This is a genomic window from Litorivivens sp., from assembly GCF_057445395.1.
Genome location: NZ_JBVBUV010000022.1, coordinates 1 through 24834, shown reverse-complemented (window position 1 = coordinate 24834; position 24834 = coordinate 1). Strand labels below are relative to the sequence as shown.

General features: G+C 54.3%; 23 protein-coding genes. 10 read left to right on the top strand and 13 right to left on the bottom strand.

All coding sequences use genetic code 11. The annotated features are described in order from the left end of the window. Nucleotides 1-11 precede the first annotated feature (11 nt). Genes AC222A_RS08635 through flgB form a run of 3 tightly spaced genes read right to left on the bottom strand, consistent with a single transcriptional unit; the run spans nucleotide 12 to nucleotide 1486 of the window. Entirely contained in the window at nucleotides 12-671 is a 660-nt protein-coding gene (locus AC222A_RS08635) for a flagellar hook assembly protein FlgD (RefSeq protein WP_372747600.1), read from the bottom strand. Between the two features lie 12 nt (nucleotides 672-683). Beyond that, nucleotides 684-1085, bottom strand: a complete 402-nt coding sequence (flgC, locus tag AC222A_RS08630) for a flagellar basal body rod protein FlgC (RefSeq protein ID WP_372747599.1) — start codon at nucleotides 1083-1085, stop codon at nucleotides 684-686. Beyond that, nucleotides 1082-1486 (bottom strand): flagellar basal body rod protein FlgB, encoded by a 405-nt coding sequence (flgB, locus tag AC222A_RS08625; RefSeq protein WP_372747598.1) that lies wholly within the window; start codon nucleotides 1484-1486, stop codon nucleotides 1082-1084. Before flgB ends, flgC begins: the two co-directional genes overlap by 4 nt. Nucleotides 1487-1742: 256 nt before the next feature. On the opposite strand from flgB, the gene flgA reads away from it, so the two are divergent. The 5 genes from flgA (at nucleotide 1743) to AC222A_RS08600 (ending at nucleotide 8720) form a co-directional block, all read left to right on the top strand. After that, nucleotides 1743-2453, top strand: a complete 711-nt coding sequence (gene flgA / locus AC222A_RS08620) for a flagellar basal body P-ring formation chaperone FlgA (protein ID WP_372799310.1) — start codon at nucleotides 1743-1745, stop codon at nucleotides 2451-2453. Between the two features lie 79 nt (nucleotides 2454-2532). Further along, nucleotides 2533-2847, top strand: coding sequence for a flagellar biosynthesis anti-sigma factor FlgM (gene flgM / locus AC222A_RS08615; protein ID WP_372758757.1), 315 nt, complete (start codon nucleotides 2533-2535; stop codon nucleotides 2845-2847). A gap of 35 nt (nucleotides 2848-2882) precedes the next feature. Then, on the top strand, nucleotides 2883-3356 hold the full coding sequence (locus tag AC222A_RS08610; protein WP_372749669.1) for a flagella synthesis protein FlgN: 474 nt from the start codon (nucleotides 2883-2885) through the stop codon (nucleotides 3354-3356). A gap of 62 nt (nucleotides 3357-3418) precedes the next feature. Then, a complete protein-coding gene (locus AC222A_RS08605; RefSeq protein WP_486774855.1) occupies nucleotides 3419-6457 on the top strand; it encodes an ATP-binding protein in 3039 nt (1012 codons plus the stop codon). A gap of 160 nt (nucleotides 6458-6617) precedes the next feature. Then, nucleotides 6618-8720, top strand: coding sequence for a carboxy terminal-processing peptidase (locus AC222A_RS08600; protein WP_372781412.1), 2103 nt, complete (start codon nucleotides 6618-6620; stop codon nucleotides 8718-8720). 36 nt (nucleotides 8721-8756) lie between these two features. On the opposite strand, the gene gorA is transcribed toward AC222A_RS08600, so the two are convergent. From gorA to AC222A_RS08565, 7 genes are read right to left on the bottom strand one after another with little or no spacing between them, the layout of a single operon-like run. Further along, a complete protein-coding gene (gene gorA, locus AC222A_RS08595) occupies nucleotides 8757-10121 on the bottom strand; it encodes a glutathione-disulfide reductase (RefSeq protein ID WP_372750089.1) in 1365 nt (454 codons plus the stop codon). Between the two features lie 39 nt (nucleotides 10122-10160). Next, nucleotides 10161-11564 carry a siroheme synthase CysG gene (cysG, locus tag AC222A_RS08590; protein ID WP_486774854.1) on the bottom strand — a complete coding sequence of 468 codons (1404 nt, stop codon included), beginning with the start codon at nucleotides 11562-11564 and terminating at the stop codon, nucleotides 10161-10163. A gap of 2 nt (nucleotides 11565-11566) precedes the next feature. After that, nucleotides 11567-12862: a serine--tRNA ligase gene (gene serS / locus AC222A_RS08585; protein WP_372750055.1), complete on the bottom strand. Its 1296-nt coding sequence runs from the start codon at nucleotides 12860-12862 to the stop codon at nucleotides 11567-11569. A gap of 20 nt (nucleotides 12863-12882) precedes the next feature. After that, nucleotides 12883-13251, bottom strand: a complete 369-nt coding sequence (crcB, locus tag AC222A_RS08580) for a fluoride efflux transporter CrcB (RefSeq protein WP_372750054.1) — start codon at nucleotides 13249-13251, stop codon at nucleotides 12883-12885. Then, nucleotides 13251-14513 carry a replication-associated recombination protein A gene (locus tag AC222A_RS08575; protein ID WP_372758444.1) on the bottom strand — a complete coding sequence of 421 codons (1263 nt, stop codon included), beginning with the start codon at nucleotides 14511-14513 and terminating at the stop codon, nucleotides 13251-13253. Before AC222A_RS08575 ends, crcB begins: the two co-directional genes overlap by 1 nt. Before the next feature lie 26 nt (nucleotides 14514-14539). Next, a complete protein-coding gene (lolA, locus tag AC222A_RS08570; protein ID WP_372758441.1) occupies nucleotides 14540-15148 on the bottom strand; it encodes an outer membrane lipoprotein periplasmic chaperone LolA in 609 nt (202 codons plus the stop codon). A 13-nt stretch (nucleotides 15149-15161) separates the two neighbouring features. Further along, nucleotides 15162-17486, bottom strand: coding sequence for a DNA translocase FtsK (locus AC222A_RS08565; protein WP_372782779.1), 2325 nt, complete (start codon nucleotides 17484-17486; stop codon nucleotides 15162-15164). Nucleotides 17487-17649: 163 nt separating this feature from the next. Here AC222A_RS08565 and trxB point away from each other — a divergent pair, with 163 nt between their 5' ends. From trxB to infA, 4 genes are all read left to right on the top strand, one after another. Beyond that, entirely contained in the window at nucleotides 17650-18597 is a 948-nt protein-coding gene (gene trxB / locus AC222A_RS08560) for a thioredoxin-disulfide reductase (RefSeq protein ID WP_372749597.1), read from the top strand. 21 nt (nucleotides 18598-18618) lie between these two features. Then, on the top strand, nucleotides 18619-19311 hold the full coding sequence (gene aat / locus AC222A_RS08555; RefSeq protein ID WP_372749598.1) for a leucyl/phenylalanyl-tRNA--protein transferase: 693 nt from the start codon (nucleotides 18619-18621) through the stop codon (nucleotides 19309-19311). A 28-nt stretch (nucleotides 19312-19339) separates the two neighbouring features. Beyond that, nucleotides 19340-20047 (top strand): arginyltransferase, encoded by a 708-nt coding sequence (locus AC222A_RS08550; RefSeq protein ID WP_372749599.1) that lies wholly within the window; start codon nucleotides 19340-19342, stop codon nucleotides 20045-20047. 150 nt (nucleotides 20048-20197) lie between these two features. Further along, nucleotides 20198-20416, top strand: coding sequence for a translation initiation factor IF-1 (gene infA, locus AC222A_RS08545; protein ID WP_183409099.1), 219 nt, complete (start codon nucleotides 20198-20200; stop codon nucleotides 20414-20416). Here infA and clpA read toward each other — a convergent pair. After that, a complete protein-coding gene (gene clpA / locus AC222A_RS08540; RefSeq protein ID WP_372782777.1) occupies nucleotides 20413-22686 on the bottom strand; it encodes an ATP-dependent Clp protease ATP-binding subunit ClpA in 2274 nt (757 codons plus the stop codon). The two genes, infA and clpA, sit on opposite strands and share 4 nt — an antisense overlap. A 15-nt stretch (nucleotides 22687-22701) precedes the next feature. Then, complete coding sequence (gene clpS, locus AC222A_RS08535; RefSeq protein ID WP_372809856.1) at nucleotides 22702-23037, bottom strand: ATP-dependent Clp protease adapter ClpS; 336 nt, start codon at nucleotides 23035-23037, stop codon at nucleotides 22702-22704. 237 nt (nucleotides 23038-23274) lie between these two features. On the opposite strand from clpS, the gene cspD reads away from it, so the two are divergent. Continuing rightward, nucleotides 23275-23517 (top strand): cold shock domain-containing protein CspD, encoded by a 243-nt coding sequence (gene cspD, locus AC222A_RS08530; RefSeq protein ID WP_372749711.1) that lies wholly within the window; start codon nucleotides 23275-23277, stop codon nucleotides 23515-23517. Nucleotides 23518-23598: 81 nt separating this feature from the next. Here cspD and icd read toward each other — a convergent pair. After that, the coding region (gene icd, locus AC222A_RS08525; protein WP_486774853.1) for an NADP-dependent isocitrate dehydrogenase at nucleotides 23599-24834 on the bottom strand (1236 nt) is incomplete at its 5' end.

Sequence of the window (24834 nt, the reverse complement as noted above, 5' to 3'; positions counted from 1 at the left end):
GGCCTGACAAATCAGCTGATGGATTTCACATCCGACAGCTGGAAACTACCTAAACCCTTCAATTCCACCGTGGCACTGCCGCCGCCGGACGGCAGACTGACACTGTTGATGGGTGCGTAAATATGATTCTGCAGGGCTTCCTGTTGTTTGCCGGTAAAGTAACTGGCACGAATCTGGTATTTGCCGGCAGGCGCCAGCGAGCCATCGTTAGCGCGACCATCCCAGCTGTAATCCAATGCCCCTGCCGACTGCGGACCAAGGTTGATACGCTTGATGACCTCGCCATTGGCTCTGACTACTTCTACCTGTACCCCGGTGCTCGCCGTCGGCAAGTCAACCTGGCCGCGCACGGCTGTTGCGCCATCGAACCTTGCCTGGTTGGAAGCCACTAGCGCCTGTTTGTCTACCAGCGTTGCAGCATTTAGCATTTGGGACGATTTAAGTGAGTCCGCCAGTGTACTCATGGACTTGTTAATCTCACCGATGCCACTGACCGTGCTGAACTGTGCCATCTGACCAAGAAACTCATTGTTATCTAGCGGCTTGAACGGATCTTGATGTTTCATCTGCGCCAGCATGAGTTTCATAAAATCGTTTTGACCGAGATTTTCATCACCTTTACTGGTGGCGGCCTGTTGCGCTTGAATATCACTGATTGTTCTTAATTCCATCGCCGGTAATCCTTATTTTCCTAACTGCAGAGTTCGCATCATCAGGTCTTTCGACGTATTGAAGACCTCGGCGCTGTTCTGAAAGGAGCGCGAAGCGGAGATCATATTGGCCATCTCTTCCACTTCGTTAACATTCGATACATAGACATATCCTTCGCCGTCAGCCTGGGGATTGCCGGGTTCGTAACGGCGGGCAACGGGTGCGGTGCTCTCCGTAACCCCGCTTACTGCCACCCCTGCGCTATCGAGTCCTTTTAGCACGGTCGAAAACACCGGTTGCTTGGCTCGATAGGCTTCGTTTTCTGAAGAAGCGACGGCATCGGCATTAGCCATATTGCTGGCAGTGGTATTAAGCCGCAGCATCTGGGCATTCATTGCACTGCCCGCGATATCAAGAATGTTGAACATGCTCAACGTCCTCCGGTAATGGCATTTTTAAGCCCACTGAATTTGCTACCCAGGAAAGTCAGCGTGGACTGATAACGAATTGCGTTGTCGGCAAACTGTGCCTGCTCGATATGCAGTTCCACCGTGTTGCCATCCTGGCTGGGTTGGTAGGGGTTGCGATACTTGACCCCTGCTTCAATGTGACGCTGGTTGTCGGCGGCGCTGATGTGTCCGCTCTGAGTATTGGCTAACGAGATGCTGCGATTTTGCTGGGCTTTGCCCAGTGCCTCTCTGAAGTCAATATCGCGTGCTTTATATCCAGGGGTGTCGACATTGGCGATATTGGAACCCAAAACCTCTGCGCGACGGGCACGCGAGTAAAGCGCCTGTTCGTGAACACCGAGTGCGGTATCAAAGTTAATGGGCATAAAAAATCCTAAAGTTTTGTCAGTGGTTGCCGACAGAGCTTCTGCAACAGCCGTGCCATGATTTTTTAGCCAATACTTTCATAGGGTTACAGTTTCAGGCCAAAAAACTGTCCGTGCCGAATGTAGGAATGCGGCAAGGGTTTGCCGCTTGTGTGCACATGCTTGCCGGTGGCGGCAAAGCTCACCACCATGGCTTTCTGGCACGCTACTTGCTGCCTGGAGGGAGAACGACAAATTTTTGACGGGTCATAACAGGATGGCAACCACCGCTAACACGATACGACAGTTCTGGGCGCTTGCTCTGCTGGCGCTGCCAATGGTGGCCAGTGCTGACCCCCTGCAATCGGAGCGCAGTATCCGCAACGCTGCCAAACATCACATAGCGGCTCGCCACCCCTGGAAACATCTGGACCACGAGGTGGTGGCTGGGCGCCTTGATAGCCGCAGTCGTCTGCCGCGTTGCGCCGGCCCACTGGAGGCTTTCACTCCGCCGCGTGCTGTGATTAGGCAGCGCACAACGGTCGGTGTGCGCTGTACCGCCGGCAGCAGCTGGACAATCTATCTGCCGGTAACCGTGAATGCCTTCGCCAACGCCCTGGTTGCCACCCGCCCCCTGCCGCGTGGCAGCGTGCTGGATGAAAGCTCTGTCCGCTCCGTAAAACGCAATATTTCAGCGCTCGGCTACGGTTATATCGATAATCTGCAAATAGCGGGCGGATATCGCGCCAGCCGATCGATAAGCGCTGGAGCGGTAATAACCCCAAACATGGTCGAATCAGCGGTGATGATCAAACGCGGCCAAACGGTCACACTGTTTGCGCGTTACGGCTCTGTTGGGGTGTCCATGACGGGCGTTGCCGCCAGCGATGCCAGTCTTGGCAACCGTATCAGTGTAAAGAATCTGAAATCCGGAAAAACTGTGGAAGGTATTGTTCGCTCGTCAGAGATGGTGGAAGTGTTGTTATGACGCTGATCGCCACTAAAGATTTCTAGACATTAACCGATAACTCTTTTACGCGTACGACGAATTAACAGCAGGCATTGCCATGGTAGACAAGATCAACAGCCCCACGCCCCCTCCGTCGCGCCGGCCCGAGACGGGAAACGCGCGAGCGACACAGGAAGGCTCCAGAGAAATCTCCATTAATGACAATGGATTACAGGGCACATCTGCGAACCAGCCTGAGCAGGCAGCACGCTCAACTTTTGAGCAGTTACAGGCCAATGTCGCCAATAGTACCGAGATTGATATGGGCAAGGTGTCGGCCATAAAGTCGGCGATAGAGCGTGGCGACTATGCCATCGATGCGCAGCGGATTTCGCGTGCGGTGGTAGATCTTGAGCAGTTGTTGCGGGCTTGAGCCCCAGCGACTGTATTGCACTAGAGGACTTTCAGATGACAAGAAAAATCGACATCATCAGCATCACGCGGGATATTATCGCGGCAATTCACCAATTCAAAGGTGTGTTGATAGAAGAAGCCAACGCGCTGGTGCAAACCGATAAGACTGCCTTGCTCGAAATCGCCGAACGCAAAGTACGCTACGCCGATCATCTTGATCAGCTGGTCAAAACCCGCGCTAAAATGTTTTCGTCACTGGGTATCGATGAATCCGACGATGACGCGGTAAAATCCCTATTTAACGATTGCGGTCAGGTACATTTGATCGACCGCGACTGGCATAGCGCGATGACCACCCTGCAGGAGTGCGAAACAATGAATTCGCGCGCCGGAGTCGACATTCAGGTACAGTCGCACTATGTGCGCCGCGGTCTTGAAGTGCTCGGTGGAAAGCCCTTACACCGCAGCTATGGCGCAAACGGCTATTATGAAGATGAAGGGCTGGCAACGAATTTGGGTACTGCCTGACTCCAGAGCACATCTATCGCTGCACTGGGCCCTGCAGCGGCACTCAACCCATTGGAGCAAGAGTGAATCTATCGCAGCCCCCTAGCGTCTGGCGCCATACCGTACCTCGCATACTTCTCGTTGCACTGGCCTACGCCGCGCTGGCTCACTTGGGGCTGCGTTTTGCCATTCCACCGGGCTACGCGACTGCCGTGTGGCCCCCCTCAGGCTTGGCCCTGGCAGCCGTATTGATTTGGGGCCATTGGGCAGCCCTTGGCGTGTTTCTTGGCTCATTTCTGGTCAATGCATGGCTCACCGGGATTGGCGCCATGAATGCTTTGCTGCTGCCAGCCGGCATTGCTGCAGGCTCTGCGTTGCAGGCCAGTGTGGGCCGAATTCTGATTACCCGTTACAGTTCGCCACCCTGGAGCTTTCTGCAATTACGCCAGGCGCTCTTTATCATCCTGTTGGGTGGCCCACTGGCCTGTCTTGTATCAACTACCGTCGGCAACTCAATCTTATTCATGATGGGACGCTTCGAAGGCGGCGGATTTTCCGACAGTTGGTTTAACTGGTGGGTTGGCGATGCTCTGGGCGTGCTGGTCTTTGCCCCTATTCTTGTCATGCTCGTGCAGCCCGAGAAGATTATCAGTTCGCGCCGCAAACTGGTGATATGTCTGCCCTTAGTGTTTATGTATCTGTTTCTGAACCTGCTGTATCTGACAGGCAAGAATCGCTACGAAGAACAGTTAAGCGCCACACTCGACAGCGAAACCCAGTTGCAGGCGACTTTTTTTAAAGAACACATCAACCGGAAAACGGGCATGCTGCACAGCCTCGCCGGTTTGTTTGAAGCCTCAGAACATGTGTCGCGGGAGGAATTTCGTCGGTTCTACAACAACGTGGGGCGAACCCTCGACCACACACCGACCCTGGGTTGGGCACCCCGAATTACACCAGACCAAGTGGACAGCTTAGTAGCGCGGGCAACCAATGAAGGTCTCAAGGACTTTCGGCTTTTTGAAATGGGTGCAGACGGGCCCCAGCCAATCACGGCACGCGATATCTACCAGCCACTGTTTTACATCGAGCCATCTGCGCGACACCCCAAGGCGTTCGGATTTGACTTGTTATCGGAAAGCATGCGCCGCGCAGCCATAAAAAAAGCACAAGTGACGGACAGCATTACGGTTGCCGGTCCGCTGTACATTGTTGGCGGCGAGGCCCCGCAGTGGGTTTATGTGCTGACCCGCTCACTGGCGGCCGACGCAGGGGACGCGGTGCTTTCGATTATCTGGATTGAGCAGCTGGTTAAGCCACTCGTCAATGCCATCAGTGGCGACAGAATCGGCTACCGCTTGCTGGACATGGAAACGGGCGAAGCACTTTACAGTGCTGACAGTGCAGCGTTCAGAAGTGCGATCAACCAGAGCCAGCCCCTTGAATTCCTTGATCGAACACTCATTCTGGAAAGCTGGGTTACCAATGCTCATGTTGCCCAGACCATCAATGAGCGCATGGCGCCGCTGGTGGTCGGCGGCTTCTTTATAATCGGCGCCATTGCCCTGCTACTGATCAATTCCACTGGCGCCCAAGAGTCGGCACAGAAACTGGTTACGTCTAAAACCCGGGAGTTGCGTCAAGAACGGGAATTTCTGGAAACCATCATCGACAATCTCCCGATGATTCTCTACATCAAAGATGCAAAAACACGGCAGTATGTTCGTGTAAACAAGGCTGGGTATGACGTGATGCGGGAGGAGGCACCAGACCCCGTTAACAGCACCCAGGAAGAGCTCTTTCTGAGTCAGATGGGGGAAAGCAGCCGCACAATTGACGACAAAGTGGTTTTTGAAAAAGCCACAGTGCAGGACATAACCCACTTTGAGCATCGGGATGAGGTGCTCTGGTTTAACAACATTAAAGTACCAATCGAAGACCCGGATACCGGGCAGGTTAGATATATTCTGGGGTTATCAGAGGATATCACCGGCCAGCGCAATGCAGAGCGCTCCATCAGCGAAGCGCGAGAGCGCTTTAGCCTTATCTTGGAGCACATCGGTGAAGGCCTGGTCGGAATCGATACGACTGGCGCGATTACCTTTGTTAATCCTGCGGCGCAAACCCTGCTCGGCTACAGCGAGGATGACCTCCTGCAGCAGAACGCGCATGCGCTGTTCCAGCATCACTACGCCGATGGCCGCCCCTTTCCCAAGGATAAAAGCCACATCCTGCGCACCTTAATTACGGGTACAGGCTGCCGGCTCGACGACCAGGTGTTCTGGCACCGCGACGGCATGTCCATTCCGGTGGAGTTTGTGTGCAGCCCAATATTCGAAGGCGGCAATATCGCTGGTGCAGTGATTGTATTTAGCGATATTTCCAAGCGTCTCACTGTGGAGCGCCTGCAAATTGAGCAAACCCGGCGCGTGCAACAGGCCAATGAAGATCTGGAGGAATTCAGTTACGTAGCCAGCCATGACCTGCAAGAACCCCTTCGCACGCTTACCTGTTTCTGCGATTTCCTCGAAGAAGACCTAGGCGACGATCTGCCGGAGGCTGCTGCCACCGATCTGGAACATATCAAGCAGGCCTCACGGCGCATGAGCCGTCTGATCAACGACATGCTGGCTTATTCTCGGGCTGGTCGGGCATCCCTTGAATTGGTACCCGTTGACCTTACCGATTGTCTGGCTCAGGTACAGAAAGACCTGGCGCTGCTGATACGTGAACGACAGGCGGTAATCACTGTCAGCGACGAACTGCCCTTTGTACAGGGTGAGCGCAACAGTCTTATTAGGGTTTTCCAGAACCTGATCCAGAACAGCATCCGCTATTGTGAGGCAACGCCGCCCAAAATAGAGGTCTACGTGTCGGGAACTGACGGGAACTCCGTAACTATTGCAGTATCAGATAATGGGATAGGTATCGAAGAACAATACCTAGACCATATTTTTGGTGCCTTCCGCCGGCTGCATAACGCTGATGAATATGAAGGTTCCGGAATTGGATTAGCTGTCGTCAAAAAACTGGTTGAGGTACATAAAGGCAGTATCTGGGTGAAGTCGGAACCGGGGCATGGGAGCATATTTTACGTGAAACTAAATCGTTCTATTATTTAGGAAACAGTTAGTTACATGACCTACCTAGAATGTAGATTAGGAAAAGCGCCCGCGCCAATCATGCGCCGGCAAACCGCACGCCGTACGACGGGTGACCCGAATGGTAAGTAACGATACTATAACCCTTTGCTTTCGAAGTATGACGCCAATAATGATGCCAATGAAGTCCGTATCCACCCTCCTGCGCTGTACACTGACAGTCGTCGCCTTGCTCTACGGTTCAGCCTGCGCGCAGGCTGCCACCCAGCTCGAATCGCCCCTGCAACCCACACCGATACAGACCCAGACGGCGAAAATGATCGTCAAGCAGCTGGAGCAGGAACACTACGTCAACATGAAGCTGGATGACAAAACCTCCGGCTTGTTACTTGATGCCTATATTCGGACCCTCGATCCAGGGCGAGTGTTCTTTCTGCAATCAGACATCAACGAATTCCAGCGGCTTCGCAGTCAGCTCGATGACGAGCTGAAGAAGGGTGAGCTAAAAAGTGGGTTCGCAATCTACAACCGCTATCATCAGCGACTGACAGATCGTCTGAATAAAATTGTCAGCGCCCTTCCGGCGATGATCAAATCCTTCGATTTTACGGCAGAAGAAGATTTGGTCGTGGACCGGGAAAAGGAGCCCTGGCCTGCCACCGCCAAGGAAGCCGATGATCTGTGGCGCAAGCAAATCAAAAACCGGGTGTTGTCGCTGAAACTGTCGGGCAAGGAAACCAAGGACATACAGGAGCTGTTGCTCAAGCGCTACCAGAATCAGTTAAGCCGGGTTTCCCAATCCACCAGCGAAGATGTTTTCCAGTACTACATGAATTCGCTGGCAGCGCTTTATGACCCCCATACCGATTATTTTTCACCGCGCTTATCTGAAAATTTCCAGATCAATATGAGTCTGAAACTGGAAGGTATTGGCGCCGTATTACAGGCCGATGACGAATACACCAAAGTGGTGCGGTTGGTTCCGGCGGGGCCGGCTGACAAGAATGGCCAGCTGCACCCGGCAGATCGCATCATTGCGGTCGGTGAAGGACGTAAAGGCGAGTTCAAAGATGTGATCGGCTGGCGTCTGGACGACGTGGTCGACCTGATTCGGGGCCCCAAAGGGACTATTGTCCGTTTGCAGGTGATTCCCGCTGCGGCCCAAAGTGAAGAAGTGCGAAAGACCGTAACCATTGAGCGCAACGAGGTAAAACTCGAGGAACAGAGCGCTAAGAAAAAGATGATCAAGGTCTACCAAGAGGGACGGCTGGTAAAAGTGGGTGTTATCAGCATTCCTGCGTTTTACTTGGATTTTGAGGCTCTGCGTCGCGGCGACCCCGATTTTCGCAGCTCTACCCGCGACACCCAGCGGCTGCTCAATGAGCTGCTGGCCGATGGCGCCGAAGGCATTGTGATTGACCTGCGCGACAACGGCGGTGGTTCACTGGCCGAGGCCAATGCCCTCACCGGCCTGTTTATCGAATCCGGCCCTACCGTGCAGATACGCTTTGCCAATGCGTGGGTGAAACGCGAAGGTAAGCGACGCAGTAGCGATTACTACGATGGCCCACTGGCCGTTCTGATCAATCGCATGAGCGCCTCAGCCTCGGAAATTTTCGCTGGTGCCATTCAGGATTATCAGCGCGGAATTGTCATTGGCAATCAGTCTTTCGGTAAAGGTACCGTGCAGTCGATCAACCCGCTGCAGCACGGGCAGCTAAAATTGACTGAATCCAAGTTTTACCGGATTTCCGGTGAAAGCACACAGCACAATGGGGTGCTGCCGGATATCGAATTTCCGGCTATCTACGATAAAGACCTAGTGGGCGAGAGCACCCTCGATAACGCCCTGCCCTGGGATCGTATTGCCCCGGTGTACCACAATACCTATTTTGACCTGCAGGCCGAATTGCCCGAGCTGCGTGAACGCCACCGCAAACGCGCCGCGAAAGATCCCGACTTCCAGTTTATGAGTTCTCAGCTGGATCAGATGGAAGAATTCCGCAATGTCAAAACGCTGTCTTTAAACGAAGAGGTGCGTCGAAAACAGCGTGATGAACGGCGCAAATTGCAGCTGATGATGGAAAACAAGCGTCGTGTCGCAAAGGGCGAAGAACCCCTCGCCTCACTCACGGACGATGACACCGAAGAGCCTGAAGAAACAGCCCCTGACGGCAAAGAAAAGGAAGAAACACCTGACCCACTGCTGATTGAAGCCAGCCATATACTGGTGGATAGCATGCCGATTTTTGCCAGACCGCAGATGGCGGAAGCGATCAAGTAACCTCGCAAACGGCCCGCCGCGCGGGCCGTACTGAGGTTAAGCTTCTACCCTCTCCCGCGTGACCGAACGCATGGTGACAAACTCTTCTGCCACTGATGGATGAATGCCTATGGTGGCGTCAAAGTCAGCCTTAGTCGCCCCCATTTTTATAGCGATAGCAATCCCCTGAATCACTTCAGCGGCTTCATCGCCCAGCATGTGTGCACCAACCACGCGATCGCTTTGCGCGTCTACCAGGAGCTTGAGAAAGACCTTGCCCTGATGATCGCCCAGCGTGTGTTTAAGGTGGCGAAAACGCGAGGTGAAAACCTTGATTTTGCTATAGCGTGAAAGTGCTTCTTCTTCTGACAAACCAACGGTGGCTACATTGGGGTGGCTGAAGATCGCGGTTGCGATATTACTGTAATCTACGCTGCGCTGTTCACCGTTGTAGAGGTTCGCTGCCAGCGTCATACCTTCGGCCAGGGCCACCGGTGTTAATTCAATACCACCGGTTACATCGCCCAGTGCATAGATGCCGGGCTCGCTGGTTTCGAATTTGTCGTTCACCGCGATAAAGCCCTTGTCATCAAGCGCCACATTCACTGTATCCAGCCCCAGCCCTTCTAGCAGCGGCTTACGACCCGTGGCGTACAGCACCAAACCGGTCTCAATTGTCGAGCCATCATCAAGCGTCAAGCGATAGCCGTCACCCTCTGAATCGATCCGGCTAACATTGGACTCAAACCGGATATCAACCCCTTCACGTTGCATCTCTTCCGCCAGAATCTGTCGTACCTCTTCGTCGAAGCCACGCAAAAACAATTGTCGGCGGTACAGCTGGGTAGTTTTCACGCCGAGACCATTGAGGATGCTGGCAAACTCACAGGCGATATAGCCGCCACCAACAACAACCGCAGTTTCTGGCAGTTTGTCGAGATAAAAAATCTCATTCGATGAGATGGCGTGCTCTCGGCCGGGTATCTCGGGGATGAAAGGCCAGCCCCCGACCGCAAGCAAGATATGCTTGCAGCGAAAGGTCTGCTGGTTGATCACAACCTGGTGTGGACCGCTAAGTGCGGCATGGCCGCGTATGATTTCTACGTTAGCGCCGCTGAGTATGTTGCCGTATACACCATTCAAGCGCTCTATTTCACGGGTTTTGTTGTCCCTCAAGGTCGGCCAGTCAAACCGCAGATTGTCTGCGGTGAAGCCAAAAGAGCCCGCATTGCGAATATCACCAGCCACATGTGCAGCATAGCTGAACAACTTTTTGGGAACACAACCCACGTTCACGCAGGTGCCGCCCAAATAGCGCTCTTCAGCGATAGCGACTCTGGCGCCAAAACCAGCGGCCATGCGCGCCGCTCTCACCCCGCCGGAGCCGGCGCCGATAACAAAAAGATCGTAGTCAAAATCCATGGTGTTTCCTGTATTTCCTTTTGCAGACGAGCGCGGCGCTTACGGATCCTGTGCGAGCTGAGCCGGCGACTCATACCAGGCCAACTGCTCACGCAATCTCACCACTTCACCGACGATAATAAGCGTTGGCGCAACAACCTCCTCGCGTGTCACCAGTTCCGGCATGGTGGCCAGAGTGCCCACCAAGACCTTGTGATTGGGAGTTGTTCCTTGTTGGATCAGCGCCATCGGCGTGTCCGCATGTCGCCCGTGGGCGATCATCTCTCGGCAGATGATGGCCAGGCCTTGCAGGCCCATATAAAACACCACTGTCTGCTGGGTATGAACCAGCTCCTGCCAGGGCAAGTCCATGGTGTTATCTTTTAGATGACCCGTAACGAAACGCACGGACTGGGCATAATCTCGATGGGTCAGTGGAATCCCGGAATAACTGGCACAACCGGCAGCAGCTGTGATACCCGGCACAACCTGAAATGGGATGCGCTCCTGCGCCAGACCGGCTAGTTCCTCGCCGCCGCGACCAAAAATAAACGGATCGCCGCCTTTCAGGCGCAATACTCGCTTGCCTTCTTTTGCCAGACGGATAAGCAGCTGATTGATGTCTTCCTGAGGCATGGTGTGCTGGGAGCGGGCCTTTCCAACGTAAACGCGCTCCGCATCCTTGCGACACAGATCGACGATTTCGTCCGCCACGAGACGGTCATACAAGACAACGTCGGCTTTCTGCATCAAGCGCAGCGCCTTGAAGGTCAGCAGATCAGGATCACCGGGACCGGCCCCCACCAGGTAGACTTCACCGCGCGGCGCTGGCTTGGCATCACGCAGCTCGCTTTCCAGCATATCTTCCGCAGCTTGCCGACGACCGGCGAACATTAACTCAGCAACTGGCCCCTGCAGAATGTGCTCCCAAAAATCGCGCCGTAGATCGAAGTCAGGAATACGTCGACGAACCCTGTCGCGAAACTTTCCCACGAGCTCGGTCAGGCGGCCGTAACTCGCTGGTATGGTGGATTCGAGCCGAGCCCGCAGCAACCGCGCCAGCACCGGGCTGCGGCCACCGCTGCTAACAGCGATAATTAGCGGTGAGCGATCGACAATGGAAGGCAGTATCACAGTGCACAGCTCAGGCTGATCCACTACATTTACCAGCACATTGCGCGCTTTCGCAGCCTCTGACACCACCCGGTTTATGTCAACATCGTCAGTAGCGGCAATCACGAGCATGGCGTTTTCAAGGTCGCTCTCTGCGAACTCGCGCTCATGAAACGCACCGCCACTGTCGCGGCACAGGGTTTTGAGCTGCGCCTCAATGCTCGGCGCCACCGCCGTGACCCTGGCGCCTGCCCGCGTTAGCGCGCCGGCCTTGCGCAGAGCGACCGTGCCACCCCCTACCACCAGACAGTGAGTCTGGGCAATACGTGTAAAGAGTGGCAAATAGTCCATGGCTAGCCCGCCTTGATCACATCACATTGCATGAACGCGCGTAGTGCCTCAGGTACCACAACACTGCCGTCCCCCTGCTGATAGTTTTCGAGGATCGCGACCAGCGTGCGCCCTACTGCCAGCGCAGAACCGTTTAGTGTGTGAAGGTATTCAGGTTTACCTGTCTCCGGATTACGCCAGCGCGCCAGCATCCGCCGCGCCTGGAAATCGCCAAAGTTGCTGCAGGAAGAAATCTCACGGTATTGATTTTGCGCGGGCAACCACACTTCCAAGTCATAAGTTTTTTGCGCTGAAAAGCCGATATCTCCGCCGCATAACAACACTTTGCGATAAGGTAATTCAAGGGCCTGCAATATGGCTTCAGCGTGCCCAGTGAGGGTCTCCAACGCGGCATCGGACTCTGAGGGTTTCACCAGCTGCACCAGCTCGACCTTTTCAAACTGGTGCTGGCGAATCATCCCGCGGGTATCGCGACCGTAGGAACCCGCCTCACTGCGAAAACATGGGGTATGGCAGGTAAAGCGTAAGCCCTGCTCAAGATCCGCAGCGTCGACGATGGTGTCACGCAATAGATTGGTAACGGGCACTTCGGCGGTTGGAATCAGGTAGTACTCCTGATCGCCCTGTAGCTTGAACAGGTCCTCTTCAAATTTAGGGAGCTGGCCGGTGCCGCGCAGCGAATCCTTGTTCACCATATAAGGCACATAAACTTCAGTGTAGCCATGCTGGCCGATATGGGTGTTGAGCATAAACTGTATTAGCGCCCGGTGCATGCGGGCAATGTCACCACGCATTACACTGAAACGGCTGCCAGTAAGTTTGGCAGCAACATCAAAATCAAGCCCGCCGAGATTTTCACCCACGTCGACATGGTCCCTGACCTCGAAGTCAAAGCTCCTTGGTTCGCCCCAGCGCGCTATCTCAAGATTGTCTTCTTCGCTAGCCCCTTCGGGCACATCCGCGTGCGGGATATTGGGGACACCGAGCATCAGATTATCGAGCTCGTCCTGGGCCGTTTTGGCTTTGGCAGTCAGTTCACCCAGCTGGGTTTCGATTTTCTCAAGCGTCGCATTGACTGTGGCTTTTGCCTCATCAATAGCAACCCCGCTTTTAACCAGCTCTCCGATTTTTTTCGAGGCCTGTTTGCGTTCAGCCAGAAGGTTTTGACTGTCGATATCGGCCTGTTTCCGGGCTTGATCCAGTGCTTCAAACGCGGCAACGTCAAACTGGAAATTGCGTTTGGACAGTTGGTCGGCAATTGCCTGTGGGTTTTGCCTTACCAGTTTCAGGTCGAGCATCGAAAAAGAATCTCCGTTAATCAGCGCATCAGTAAAATGCCCAAGCCGCAGCCAAGAACACAGCTTGCTATGGTGGCGGTCACATAAGCTACCGCCAGTACCCAACGCCCGCCCTCAAGCATGGCGACGGTTTCCAGGGCAAAGGTTGAGAATGTTGTAAACGCACCCAGAAAACCCACCATCAGTAGATAGCGGTTGTCTGCATGCACGGCGCCACGCTCTGCGATCAGTACATAGAGCAAACCAATGGCAAACGACCCCAAGGTATTAACCCCAAAGGTTGCCCATGGCCAGTCGTGACTATACCAGCTAAAACTGGCACGACCGATGGCGAAGCGGCTGACTGCGCCCAGCGCGCCACCCAATGCCACCAGCAGGTATTGTAACATCAGGAGTAACGCTTCCAGTTACTGCCGTTATCCAATTGCCGAAGATACTCCAACTTGTCGGCAATTTTCTTTTCAAGGCCCCGTCCAACCGGTTCGTAATAGCGCGTATTCTTAAGCGTTTCGGGGAAATAATTCTCTCCAGCGGCGTAGGCATCGGGATAATCGTGGGCGTAGCGATACTCTTCACCATAACCCTGCTCTTTCATCAGGCGGGTGGGCGCATTGCGCAAATGCAGCGGCACGGGCTCGCTACCCTGTTGCTGGATGTCTTTCAGCACTGCTTTGTACGCTTTATAAACAGCGTTACTTTTCGGTGCGCACGCCATATACACCACGGCTTGCGCCAGAGCCAATTCCCCTTCGGGACTGCCGAGGCGTTCCTGTACGTCCCACGCATTCAGTGCAATCTGCAGCGCGCGGGGGTCGGCATTGCCAACATCTTCACTGGCCATTCTCACCACTCTGCGTCCGACGTATAGTGGATCACAGCCACCATCGATCATGCGGGCAAACCAGTACAGTGCCGCATCGGGAGAGCTGCCACGAACAGCCTTGTGCAGAGCCGATATCTGGTCGTAAAAATCATCCCCTTGCTTGTCGAAGCGACGTGGCTGGCCACTAAGAATTTCCTCAATAATTGCGTCGGTCAGCTGCTCTGGATGCCCGGCGGCATAAGCCATGTCCATCGCCAGCTCAAGGAAATTCAGGGCGCGCCTAGCATCGCCGTCGGCAGCACGGGCCAGGCGTTCCAACAGGGTGTCGTCGCAGGCGACATTCAATCTGTCGCGACTGCTGCGCAGGATAGCCTGCAGGGTTTCGGTCGATAGCGACTGGAGGCGGTAAACACGTGCGCGTGAAAGGAGTGCGTTATTCAGTTCAAAGCTGGGGTTTTCTGTTGTCGCGCCTACAAATATCACTGTGCCGTCTTCGACAAAGGGTAAAAAGGCATCTTGCTGCGCTTTGTTGAAGCGATGCACTTCGTCAACAAACAGAACGGTTTGCCGGCCCAAAAGCTGCTGATTTTTCGCATCTTCAATGGCGGCGCGGATTTCCTTCACGCCAGCAAGCACTGCTGAGACGGTGATAAAGTGAGCATCACAAAGCTGGGCAATCAATTTCGCCAGCGTGGTTTTCCCTACTCCCGGTGGCCCCCAGAAAATCATCGAGTGCAGCTGCCCGGAATCGAGCGCTTCACGCAGCGGCTTGTTGGGGCCAATAAGGTGTTCCTGCCCGAGAAAGCCCGCCAGATCGAGTGGACGCATGCGCGCCGCGAGCGGTTGGGAGTCGCTCACGACGCCCCTTCCTGCGTGAAGATAAATCGGCTTTCCGCTATCGGCGCCTGATTGGCCGTCACGTTCTTCAGGGCAATACTGGTTTCCTGTCCGAGCTTGTCGCGCAGGGTCATTCGCGCGAGTTTGCCCTCGGTAAAGGTCAACACCAACCTGGAGAATTCACTCTGTTTCTGGCGCGGCTTGAGCACATACTGGCGCGTCTCCTTGCCACTCACCAGACTGATGTCGTACTGCGATGCCAGCTCATCTGCGGTGGCAGCGAGTATCATAAGCGGTGTCTGCGAAACAGAACTGAAGGGTTCTTCGGTGAGCTGTTCAAAGTCTGGATCATAACGCCACAGGGATTGACCGTTCGTCAGAATGAGGTAGCGATATGGCGCAGCAACTTCCCAGCGCATGTGGTGTGGCCGCTGAAATTGCAGTGTGCCGGATGACGTTTCGAGAATTTCACCCTCGTCATCACGTACGGTCTGTTCAAAGGTGGCGGCCAGGTTTTTCAGTTCACCGAGTGTGGCTGACAGCGTGTCCGCTGCGGTTTCAGCGCGCAAAGCACCAGAAACCAGAAGCAGCGACACCAAACACACTCGCAATAACATTCGCATCATGAAGTCGAACCTTCTATTCAACTGGCGGCGGCGCCAGTACTTCTCGTGACCCGTTGGTGCCCATTTCACTGACGACACCAGCGGCTTCCATGGTTTCAATCAACCTGGCGGCGCGGTTATAGCCGATGCGTAGCTTTCGCTGCACCGACGAAATGGATGCGCGCCGGCTTTGGGTGACAAAGCGCACGGCTTCGTCGTATAGCTCATCGCCCTCTCCGTTATCGTCGTCGCCCGTGGACGGGGCGCCGGTAATCGCATCAATCTGACTGCCTTCTTCCAGCAAGCCATCGATATAATCCGGCTGTCCGCGACGCTGCCAATCTGCCACCACCCGGTGCACCTCATCGTCGGAGACAAAGGCCCCATGGACACGTACCGGCAAACCACTGCCGGGTGGCAGATAGAGCATGTCACCGTGGCCCAGCAATTGCTCGGCACCGCCCTGATCAAGGATGGTGCGTGAATCCACCTTGGACGAAACCTGGAAGGCAATCCGGGTTGGTACGTTGGCCTTAATCAACCCGGTGATCACGTCGACCGAGGGGCGCTGGGTGGCAAGTATCAGGTGAATTCCCGCCGCCCTCGCCTTTTGCGCGATGCGCGCGATCAACTCTTCCACCTTTTTGCCGACAATCATCATCATGTCAGCAAATTCGTCTATTACCACTACGATGGCAGGTAGCGTCTGCAAATCTGGTGCAGTCGCTTCCTCCTCGCCGGGCACAAATTCCTCTGCCGCAACCCAGAGCGGATCCTTCAACGGCTCGCCTGCGGCGGCGGCTTCCTGAACCTTGCGGTTAAAACCAGCCAGATTTCGCACGCCAAGCGATGCCATCAACTTATAGCGGCGCTCCATCTCACCGACACACCACCGCAGACCATTTGCGGCATCCTTCATGTCGGTGATGACCGGCGCCAGCAGATGTGGAATACCGTCGTACACCGAGAGTTCAAGCATCTTCGGGTCAACCAGCATCAGGCGGACTTTATCCGGACCGGCCTTGTACAGCAGGCTTAACAGCATGGCATTAACACCGACCGACTTGCCCGAACCGGTGGTGCCGGCCACAAGCAGATGAGGCATCTTCGCCAGATCGGCAACCACGGGCTCGCCGGAGATATCGTGTCCTAGCGCCAAGGTCAGCGCAGATTTGTTGTCTTCATACGCCTTTGAGGAGAGAACTTCGCGGAAGTTCACCACCTCCCGGTCTTCATTTGGGATTTCGATACCAACATAGGGTTTGCCGGGAATAACCTCCACCACTCTAACGCTGATTACCGCCAGCGAGCGGGCCAGGTCTTTAGCCAGGTTGCTGATCTTGCTCACCTTGACACCGGCGTCTGGCTCGATTTCAAACCGGGTGATCACCGGGCCGGGATAGACCGCCACCACTTTGGCTATGACATTGAAATCCGCCAGCTTCAGTTCCAGCAGGCGTGACATCGCCTCAAGCGTTTCGGGCGAGAACCCTTTCTTGTTGTGGTGGTCTGCTTCATCGAGTATTTCCAGTGGAGGCAGATCGCCTGTAACGGGCGTATCAAACAGTGATTTCTGCCGCTCCTTTTCAACTCGTTTACTGGGTGCCGGGGCCTTGGGTTTAGGCGCCTCGATCTTGGGCGGCACCCGATCTTTCTGCCGGGCGATCTGTTTTACTACGGCTTCACGGCGTTGAGTCTGCATTTGCTTGACTGATTTTCGTTCACGCTGGCGCTGCTGAAACTGCTCTAGGCGATCACGCACGTTGTCGAACGTGCTCAGGGCCAGAGCGCCAGTTTTGTCCATCAGGGCTATCCACGACAGATCCGTAAAAATAGTTAAGCCGAACAGCAAAATGGCGACCAGGATCAGACGCGCACCAATAACACTGAAGGCCTCTATTGAAGCCTCACCAACGGAGGCACCCAGCACCCCGCCAGCACCGAATGGAATCTCTGCGACGCTTGCGCCGATTGCGGCCAGCGCTGTGCTCGCCAGCATGACCAGCAAAAAACCAACCAGTCGCAGCCCCAAAATGACCGGGTCTACGCCTGCGGCAGAAAAGCGATCGCGAAACACACGCCAGGCCTGAAACGCCAGCATTAACGGAAATAGGTAGGCCATATAGCCAAACAAAGCGTAGAACACGTCAGCAACCCAAGCGCCGACCGGCCCCACTGCATTATCAATATCGCTGCCCGTGCCGGTACGCGACCAACCTGGATCGTCTGCGCTATAGGAAACCAGGGCCAAAAACAGGAACAGACTGATAGCCGCCAGAGCGATTAATGCGCCCTCTCGCAAGCGGGTAGACAGCTGTTCCCGCGTTTCACCATCGCGACGTTGTGCCGAATTCTTCAAAAGTCTCTCAACCTGTTCTTTTGATTTCAAAAAACGCCCCCATCTTATCATTCATGGGGCCAGTTTGCGCCAGTGGAATAGCTTTTGCTGGCACCGCGCTTTTACCCTATCATGTGCGACCCAGCGCCCGTTACAGTCACTTTGTTTTTCAGGATTTGTTCACATGTCAGATGTCAAACACCACCAATTAATCATTCTCGGCTCCGGCCCTGCCGGCTACACCGCCGCCGTTTATGCTGCTCGCGCTAACCTGTCGCCGGTTGTCATCACTGGCCTGGAACAGGGCGGCCAGTTAACCACCACCACTGACGTTGACAATTGGCCCGGCGACAACGATGGCGTTCAGGGACCCGAACTGATGCAGCGCATGCAAAAACATGCCGAGCGCTTCGAAACCGAAATCGTGTTTGACCACATTGAGTCTGTAGATCTGTCGTCCCGCCCTTTTCGCCTTACCGGCAACAGTGAATACAGCTGCGACGCGCTGATTATTGCGACTGGCGCATCAGCCCAGTACCTGGGGCTGCCTTCAGAACAGGCGTTCATGGGCAAGGGTGTTAGCGCCTGCGCAACCTGTGACGGATTTTTCTATCGCGGCAAAAAAGTTGCTGTCATTGGTGGCGGCAACACAGCGGTGGAGGAAGCTCTATACCTGTCAAACATCGCTTCCGAGGTTACCCTGGTGCACCGTCGCGATGCCTTGCGGGCAGAGAAGATACTGCAGGACAAACTGTTTGACCGGGAAAAGAACGGTAATATCACCATTGAGTGGAATCACACGCTGGATGAAGTGCTCGGCGACGATAGCGGCGTAACCGGCTTGCGAATCAAGAATACGCAGTCTGGCGACACCAAAGAGCTGGACCTGGCGGGTGTGTTCATCGCCATCGGTCACAAACCCAATACCGACATTTTTGCGGGCCAGCTCGACATGAAAGACGGCTACCTGAAAATCACTTCAGGCACTGAAGGCAATGCCACTGCAACAAGTGTCAGCGGCGTTTTCGCTGCAGGCGATGTCGCTGATCACGTATACCGCCAGGCAGTCACTTCGGCAGGTTTCGGCTGCATGGCCGCGCTGGACGCCGAAAAGTATCTCGACAACCTCTAACACCTTACGCAAGGGCTTGTGATGAGTTCGGTCTACTGGCTCGATCCTGACAAGCCCGATTTCCCGCCGTTATCGGCAGCTCTGCAGGAACCCAATGGTCTGCTTGCAGTCGGTGGCGACCTAAGTCCAGAGCGCCTGCTGGCGGCCTACCAATCCGGCATTTTCCCCTGGTATGAAGACCCCCAACCTGTGCTCTGGTGGTCACCCGATCCACGCGCCGTGCTGTTTCCAAACAAGGTCCACGTCTCGCGCAGCTTGCGCAAGGTGCTCAAACGCGGCGAATTGCGCGTTACCGTCGACACGGCCTTTCGACGCATCATCAGTGGTTGCTCGACCCTTGACCAAAGCCGTACCGGCACCTGGATTACCCGCGAAATGCTCAATGCCTATATCCAGATGCATGAACTGGGCTGGGCGCATTCGGTAGAGGTCTGGCGCGACCAAACGCTGGTTGGCGGCCTGTATGGCATTGGCATCGGGCGTGTATTTTTTGGTGAGTCCATGTTCAGCCGCGAAAGCAACGCCTCAAAAATAGCTTTAGTAGCGCTGTGCGAGAAGCTGCAATCGCTGGGGGTTGAGCTGATCGATTGCCAGGTGGGCAATCCGCACCTGTTTTCCATGGGTGCCGAAAACATCTCTCGCCAGCTGTTTGCCGAGCATCTGCAGCGCCTCATTGGCACTACGCCAAAACCTCAGCAATGGGGACTTTCCTAACTCCCGTCAGTTATGCGATGCTGATTCCATGGCCAGCATTCAAGACCTCAAGCTATACCAAACCCATCCGCACCCCTGCAGTTACCTTGACGAACAGCAGGCAACGACCGTATTTATTGATCCGGAAGCATCTGTCGACAAAACCCTATATACGCAACTCTCTCGCAATGGCTTTCGCCGCAGTGGCGAGCACCTTTACCGCCCGCGCTGCGAGCATTGCCAGCAATGTATTCTAACCCGCGTAGCGGTGAACGCATTCACACCCAACCGCTCCCAACGGCGTATTGAGCGACGTAATCAGGATCTGCGAGTAGAGATTGGTGACAGCCCAGATTTCGAGCTAGATTACCCGCTATACGAACGCTATATCCGCGAGCGCCACGTTGATGGCGACATGTACCCGCCCAGTCGAGACCAATTTCAAAGTTTTCTCAGCGCCGAATGGGGAGTAACCCGTTTTGCCCGCCTGTATGACGAAGATCAGCTGCTGGCGGTGGCCGTCTACGATGAGCTTGATGATGCTCTGTCCGCGGTTTACACCTACTTTGAGCCTACAGCCGACAAGCGCAGCCTTGGCACTTTTGCCATTCTCTGGCAGATCCGGCGCGCACAACAGCTGGGCCTGGGCTACGTCTATCTCGGCTACTGGATACGCAACTGTCGCAAAATGAACTACAAAATAAAATTCCGGCCATTGCAGCTACTTATTGAGCAGCGCTGGTTAACGCTGAAATAGCCCCTTAGTCGACCAACCTCCTGCTAATTGCAAGCAAGGCGCTTTGCGCTTCGCCCCGATTTAAGGCAAAATGCGCGCAGCCAAAATGGCGTACGCTTTATTTTGATACGCCACAAACCCATAGCAGAAGAAATTTCGAGGTAGCGCCGAATGGCGAAAGAAGACCAATTTGAAATGGAAGGTGAAGTGATCGACACACTGCCGAACACAACTTTCCGTGTAAAGCTGGAAAATGGACACGTAGTAACTGCCCATATCTCCGGCAAGATGCGCAAACATTACATCCGCATTCTGACCGGCGACAAGGTCAAGGTAGAGCTTACGCCCTACGACCTGACCAAAGGCCGCATAACCTACCGAGCCCGTTAATGAACGGGCGCCTCCAGCTCAGCGTCCTGCTGGGCTGTCAGGATTAACTTGCCATCTTCCACTGACACCTGCACCACACCACCCTTCTCGGCCAGCTCACCAAACAGAACCATCTCCGCCAGCGGCTTTTTGATGTTCTCCTGGATGATGCGCGACATTGGGCGAGCCCCCATTGTTTTGTCGTAGCCGTGTTCCACCAGCCACTCCCGTGCTTCGTCATCGATATGCAGGGTAACCTGCTTATCGTCCAGCTGCGATTGCAACTCGATCAGGAATTTGTCGACCACCGTCAGCACCACGCTGGTGTCGAGTGGATCGAACTGAACGATACTGTCGAGCCGGTTGCGAAACTCCGGTGTAAACAGACGATTGATGGCTTCCAGCGAATCGGTACTGTTGTCCTGCTCGGTAAAGCCGATCGAACGCTTGCTCATGGACTCAGCGCCAGCATTGGTGGTCATCACCAGAATAACGTTGCGAAAGTCGGCTTTACGCCCATTGTTGTCGGTCAACGCACCGTGATCCATCACCTGCAGTAACAGGTTGAACAGGTCCGGGTGGGCTTTCTCAATTTCGTCCAGCAGCACAACAGAATGCGGCGCCTTCGTTACGGCGTCAGTGAGCAGCCCCCCCTGATCAAAGCCAACGTAGCCTGGAGGCGCACCGATGAGACGAGACACCGTATGGCGCTCCATGTATTCCGACATATCAAAACGAATCAGTTCTAGGCCGAGCAAATTGGCCAGCTGTCGGCACACTTCTGTTTTACCCACACCGGTCGGCCCAGCCAGAAGGAAGGAACCAATCGGCTTTTGTGGCTCTTTCAGACCTGCACGCGCCAACTTAATCGCAGAAGACAGCGTGCTGATGGCGCGATCCTGTCCAAACACCACCATGCGCAGATTGTCTTCGAGCTTCGCCAGTGTCGCCTTATCATCAGAGGACACTGACTTCGGCGGAATGCGCGCAATTTTGGATACAATTTCCTCAATATCACCCACATCGAGCAGATTTTTTCGGGCCTCGCCCTTTTGCAAACGCTGATAGGCGCCCGCCTCATCGATCACATCAATCGCCTTGTCTGGCAAGAACCGGTCGTTGATATACCGATGTGAGAGCTCGGCGGCAGCCTTAAGTGCAGCATCTGTGTATTCAAGCTCGTGAAATTTCTCGAAGCGCGATTTCAGCCCCTTCAAAATACCATGGGCTTCTTCTACCGTCGGTTCGAGGACATCGATTTTCTGGAAGCGACGACTCAACGCCCTGTCCTTTTCAAAAATACCTCGGTATTCCTGGAATGTTGTCGAACCAATGCAGCGCATCTGGCCCGATGCCAGTAGCGGCTTGAGCAGATTGGAGGCATCCATCACACCGCCAGAGGCGGCGCCTGCACCGATAATGGTGTGGATCTCATCGATAAACAGAATAGCGCCTTCGCGCTTTTTCAAATCGGCCAGCAACCCCTTGAACCGCTTTTCAAAATCGCCGCGATATTTGGTGCCCGCCAGCAACGCCCCCAGATCCAGCGAGTAAACCACGCTTTCTTTGAGAATGTCGGGCACTTCGCCATCGACGATAAGTTTGGCGAGACCTTCGGCAATAGCGGTTTTGCCAACGCCGCTTTCGCCAACCAGCAGCGGGTTATTCTTGCGTCGGCGCGACAATATCTGAGCCACGCGCGTCACTTCGTCGATGCGCCCTACCAGCGGATCAATGCGCCCCGCCAGTGCCTCATCATTTAAGTTGACGGCAAATTGATCCAGCGGCCGATCGCTCGCCCCTTCAGCAGCCTCCTCATCGACTTTTTCAGCGGTGTTGCGATGTTCGTCATCGCCCACCCGAGAAATGCCGTGTGATAGGTAATTTACGACGTCGAGCCGGGCGATATTCTGCTGTTTTAGGAAGAAAACAGCCTGGCTTTCCTGCTCACTGAATATCGCCACCAGTACGTTTGCGCCAGTCACCTCCTGCTTGCCCGATGACTGCACATGGAACACCGCGCGTTGCAGCACCCGCTGAAAGCCCAGGGTCGGCTGGGTCTCTCGCTCCATATCATTTTCAGGAATCAGCGGCGTGGTTGCCTCTATAAATTCCACTAGATCAAAGCGCAATTGACCAATATCGGCACCGCACGACACCATCACTTTGTTTGCCGAATCGTTATCGAGCAAGGCCAGAAGCAAATGCTCAACCGTCATGAATTCATGGCCCTTGGTTCGGGCTTCTTTAAAAGCCTGACCCAGTGTTGCTTCAAGATCTCTGCTGAGCATAAGCGCTGCTACCTCTCAATCACTGCTTTCTTCAATATCAGCCAGAAGCGGATGTTGATGCTCCCTGGCATATTGATTCACTTGTGCCACTTTAGTTTCCGCTATATCACGAGTATAGATCCCACACACGCCCTTGCCTTGTGTGTGCACCGTCAACATAATATGCGTCGCGGTTTGCCTGTCTTTGTTGAAGAACACTTCCAATACCTCCACAACGAACTCCATGGGGGTATAGTCGTCGTTTATCAATACCACTTGGTAAAGTGGTGGCGATTTAACCTCCGGTTCAGATTCCTGAACCGAAATGCCGCTTCCATAGCGGTCTTCATCCTCATCAGATCCCCCTGCCATGGCCTGAATGCCTGACAGGGCGCTGTTTTCAAGCTTACGTTGCATCATCGTACGTGGTTTGGATATCCGTGAATTTTACTACTGATGTAAGGGGTATATTGACTGATCAGCGTTTACCTGTATAACTTAACCTAACTAAGGCATTGATAGCCAAGGAAGTTCTAACAAAATCACACTATCAGAGCCTCAGTGACAGGGAGTAGCAGTATATCAAAAACGCAATTCGGAATAGCTATTATGAATACTGGCGTCGTGAAGTGGTTCAATAATGCCAAGGGGTACGGCTTTGTAGTAACCGAGGATTCAGAAGAAGATATCTTCGTACACTACAGCGCAATTGACATGGATGGTTATAAAACGCTGAAAGCCGGACAAAGCGTTAAGTTTGATCTTGAACAAGGGCCAAAAGGCATTCACGCCACTAACATTCAATGCGTGGAAGAAGCCCATAAAAAAAGCGAATCAGCCGCCAGCGCCTGAATAAACACGCTACTGACAGCCCAACCCGCTTTACGAAAAAGCCTCTCAGCGCAGCCCTTCCAGACTGCGCCAGGGCTTAAATCAATCCATTTTCTGGATGATAGCCTTACCGAACTCCGAACACTTCAGCAGAGTGGCACCTTCCATCAGACGCTCGAAGTCGTATGTGACTGTCTTCGCCTGAATCGCACCATTCATACCGTCGATGATCTTGTCGGCAGCTTCATTCCAACCCAGGTGACGCAGCATCATTTCGGCTGACAGCACCAGCGAACCGGGGTTCACCTTGTCTTGGCCTGCGTACTTCGGTGCAGTGCCATGAGTGGCCTCAAACAGCGCAACGTTGTCGCTCATGTTGGCGCCCGGTGCGATACCGATACCACCAACCTGTGCGGCCAGGGCGTCAGAGAGGTAGTCACCATTCAGGTTCAGCGTGGCAATTACACTGTACTCGTCAGGGCGCAGCAGAACTTGTTGCAGCATGGCATCGGCGATCACGTCCTTGATGACGATTTCCTTGCCGGTGTTCGGGTTCTTGATTTTTACCCAAGGGCCGCCGTCCAGCAGCTCACCACCAAACTCTTTTTGGGCCAGTTCGTAGCCCCAGTTTTTGAAGGCACCTTCGGTGAACTTCATGATGTTGCCTTTGTGAACCAGCGTCACTGAAGGCAGGTCTTGATCAACTGCGTACTGGATGGCCTTGCGCACCAGACGCTTGGTTCCTTCCTCAGATACAGGCTTCACACCAATACCGACTTCTTGCGGGAAGCGGATTTTGGTAACCCCCATCTCCTCCTGCAGGAATTTAACAACTTTATTGGCCTCATCCGTGCCCGCTTGCCACTCGATCCCAGCATAGATGTCTTCGGAGTTTTCACGGAAGATAACCATGTTAGTTTTGCCGGGCTCTTTAACGGGTGAAGGCACACCCTCAAACCAGCGAACCGGACGCTGACAAACGTAGAGATCGAGTTCCTGGCGCAGCGCTACGTTCAGCGAGCGGAAACCACCACCAACTGGAGTCGTCAGGGGACCCTTGATTGCGACAACATATTCTTTAATTGCGTCCAGCGTTTCGGCCGGAAACCAGTCGCCGTCATACAGCTCAGCGGCTTTTTCGCCTGTGTAGATTTCCATCCAGCTAATTTTCTTGCTGCCACCGTAGGCTTTTTCAACCGCCGCATCGACAACATCGATCATGACCGGAGTGATATCGACACCGATGCCATCTCCTTCGATAAAAGGAATAATTGGCCGATCGGGGACGTTAAGGGAAAGATCCGCATTCACGGAAATTTTCTCACCCTCTGCAGGCAC

Bases quoted from the DNA above. Each gene is read 5' to 3' on its own strand.
- trxB (WP_372749597.1), top strand. From the start codon at position 17,650: ATGTCAGATGTCAAACACCACCAATTAATCATTCTCGGCTCCGGCCCT.
- AC222A_RS08575 (WP_372758444.1), bottom strand. From the start codon at position 14,513: ATGCGTCCACTCGATCTGGCGGGCTTTCTCGGGCAGGAACACCTTATT.
- AC222A_RS08635 (WP_372747600.1), bottom strand. From the start codon at position 671: ATGGAATTAAGAACAATCAGTGATATTCAAGCGCAACAGGCCGCCACC.
- flgB (WP_372747598.1), bottom strand. From the start codon at position 1,486: ATGCCCATTAACTTTGATACCGCACTCGGTGTTCACGAACAGGCGCTT.
- clpS (WP_372809856.1), bottom strand. From the start codon at position 23,037: ATGGCAGGGGGATCTGATGAGGATGAAGACCGCTATGGAAGCGGCATT.
- AC222A_RS08610 (WP_372749669.1), top strand. From the start codon at position 2,883: ATGACAAGAAAAATCGACATCATCAGCATCACGCGGGATATTATCGCG.
- AC222A_RS08600 (WP_372781412.1), top strand. From the start codon at position 6,618: ATGAAGTCCGTATCCACCCTCCTGCGCTGTACACTGACAGTCGTCGCC.
- aat (WP_372749598.1), top strand. From the start codon at position 18,619: ATGAGTTCGGTCTACTGGCTCGATCCTGACAAGCCCGATTTCCCGCCG.
- cysG (WP_486774854.1), bottom strand. From the start codon at position 11,564: ATGGACTATTTGCCACTCTTTACACGTATTGCCCAGACTCACTGTCTG.
- gorA (WP_372750089.1), bottom strand. From the start codon at position 10,121: ATGGATTTTGACTACGATCTTTTTGTTATCGGCGCCGGCTCCGGCGGG.
- flgM (WP_372758757.1), top strand. From the start codon at position 2,533: ATGGTAGACAAGATCAACAGCCCCACGCCCCCTCCGTCGCGCCGGCCC.
- AC222A_RS08550 (WP_372749599.1), top strand. From the start codon at position 19,340: ATGGCCAGCATTCAAGACCTCAAGCTATACCAAACCCATCCGCACCCC.
- lolA (WP_372758441.1), bottom strand. From the start codon at position 15,148: ATGATGCGAATGTTATTGCGAGTGTGTTTGGTGTCGCTGCTTCTGGTT.
- infA (WP_183409099.1), top strand. From the start codon at position 20,198: ATGGCGAAAGAAGACCAATTTGAAATGGAAGGTGAAGTGATCGACACA.
- clpA (WP_372782777.1), bottom strand. From the start codon at position 22,686: ATGCTCAGCAGAGATCTTGAAGCAACACTGGGTCAGGCTTTTAAAGAA.
- crcB (WP_372750054.1), bottom strand. From the start codon at position 13,251: ATGTTACAATACCTGCTGGTGGCATTGGGTGGCGCGCTGGGCGCAGTC.
- flgA (WP_372799310.1), top strand. From the start codon at position 1,743: ATGGCAACCACCGCTAACACGATACGACAGTTCTGGGCGCTTGCTCTG.
- cspD (WP_372749711.1), top strand. From the start codon at position 23,275: ATGAATACTGGCGTCGTGAAGTGGTTCAATAATGCCAAGGGGTACGGC.
- serS (WP_372750055.1), bottom strand. From the start codon at position 12,862: ATGCTCGACCTGAAACTGGTAAGGCAAAACCCACAGGCAATTGCCGAC.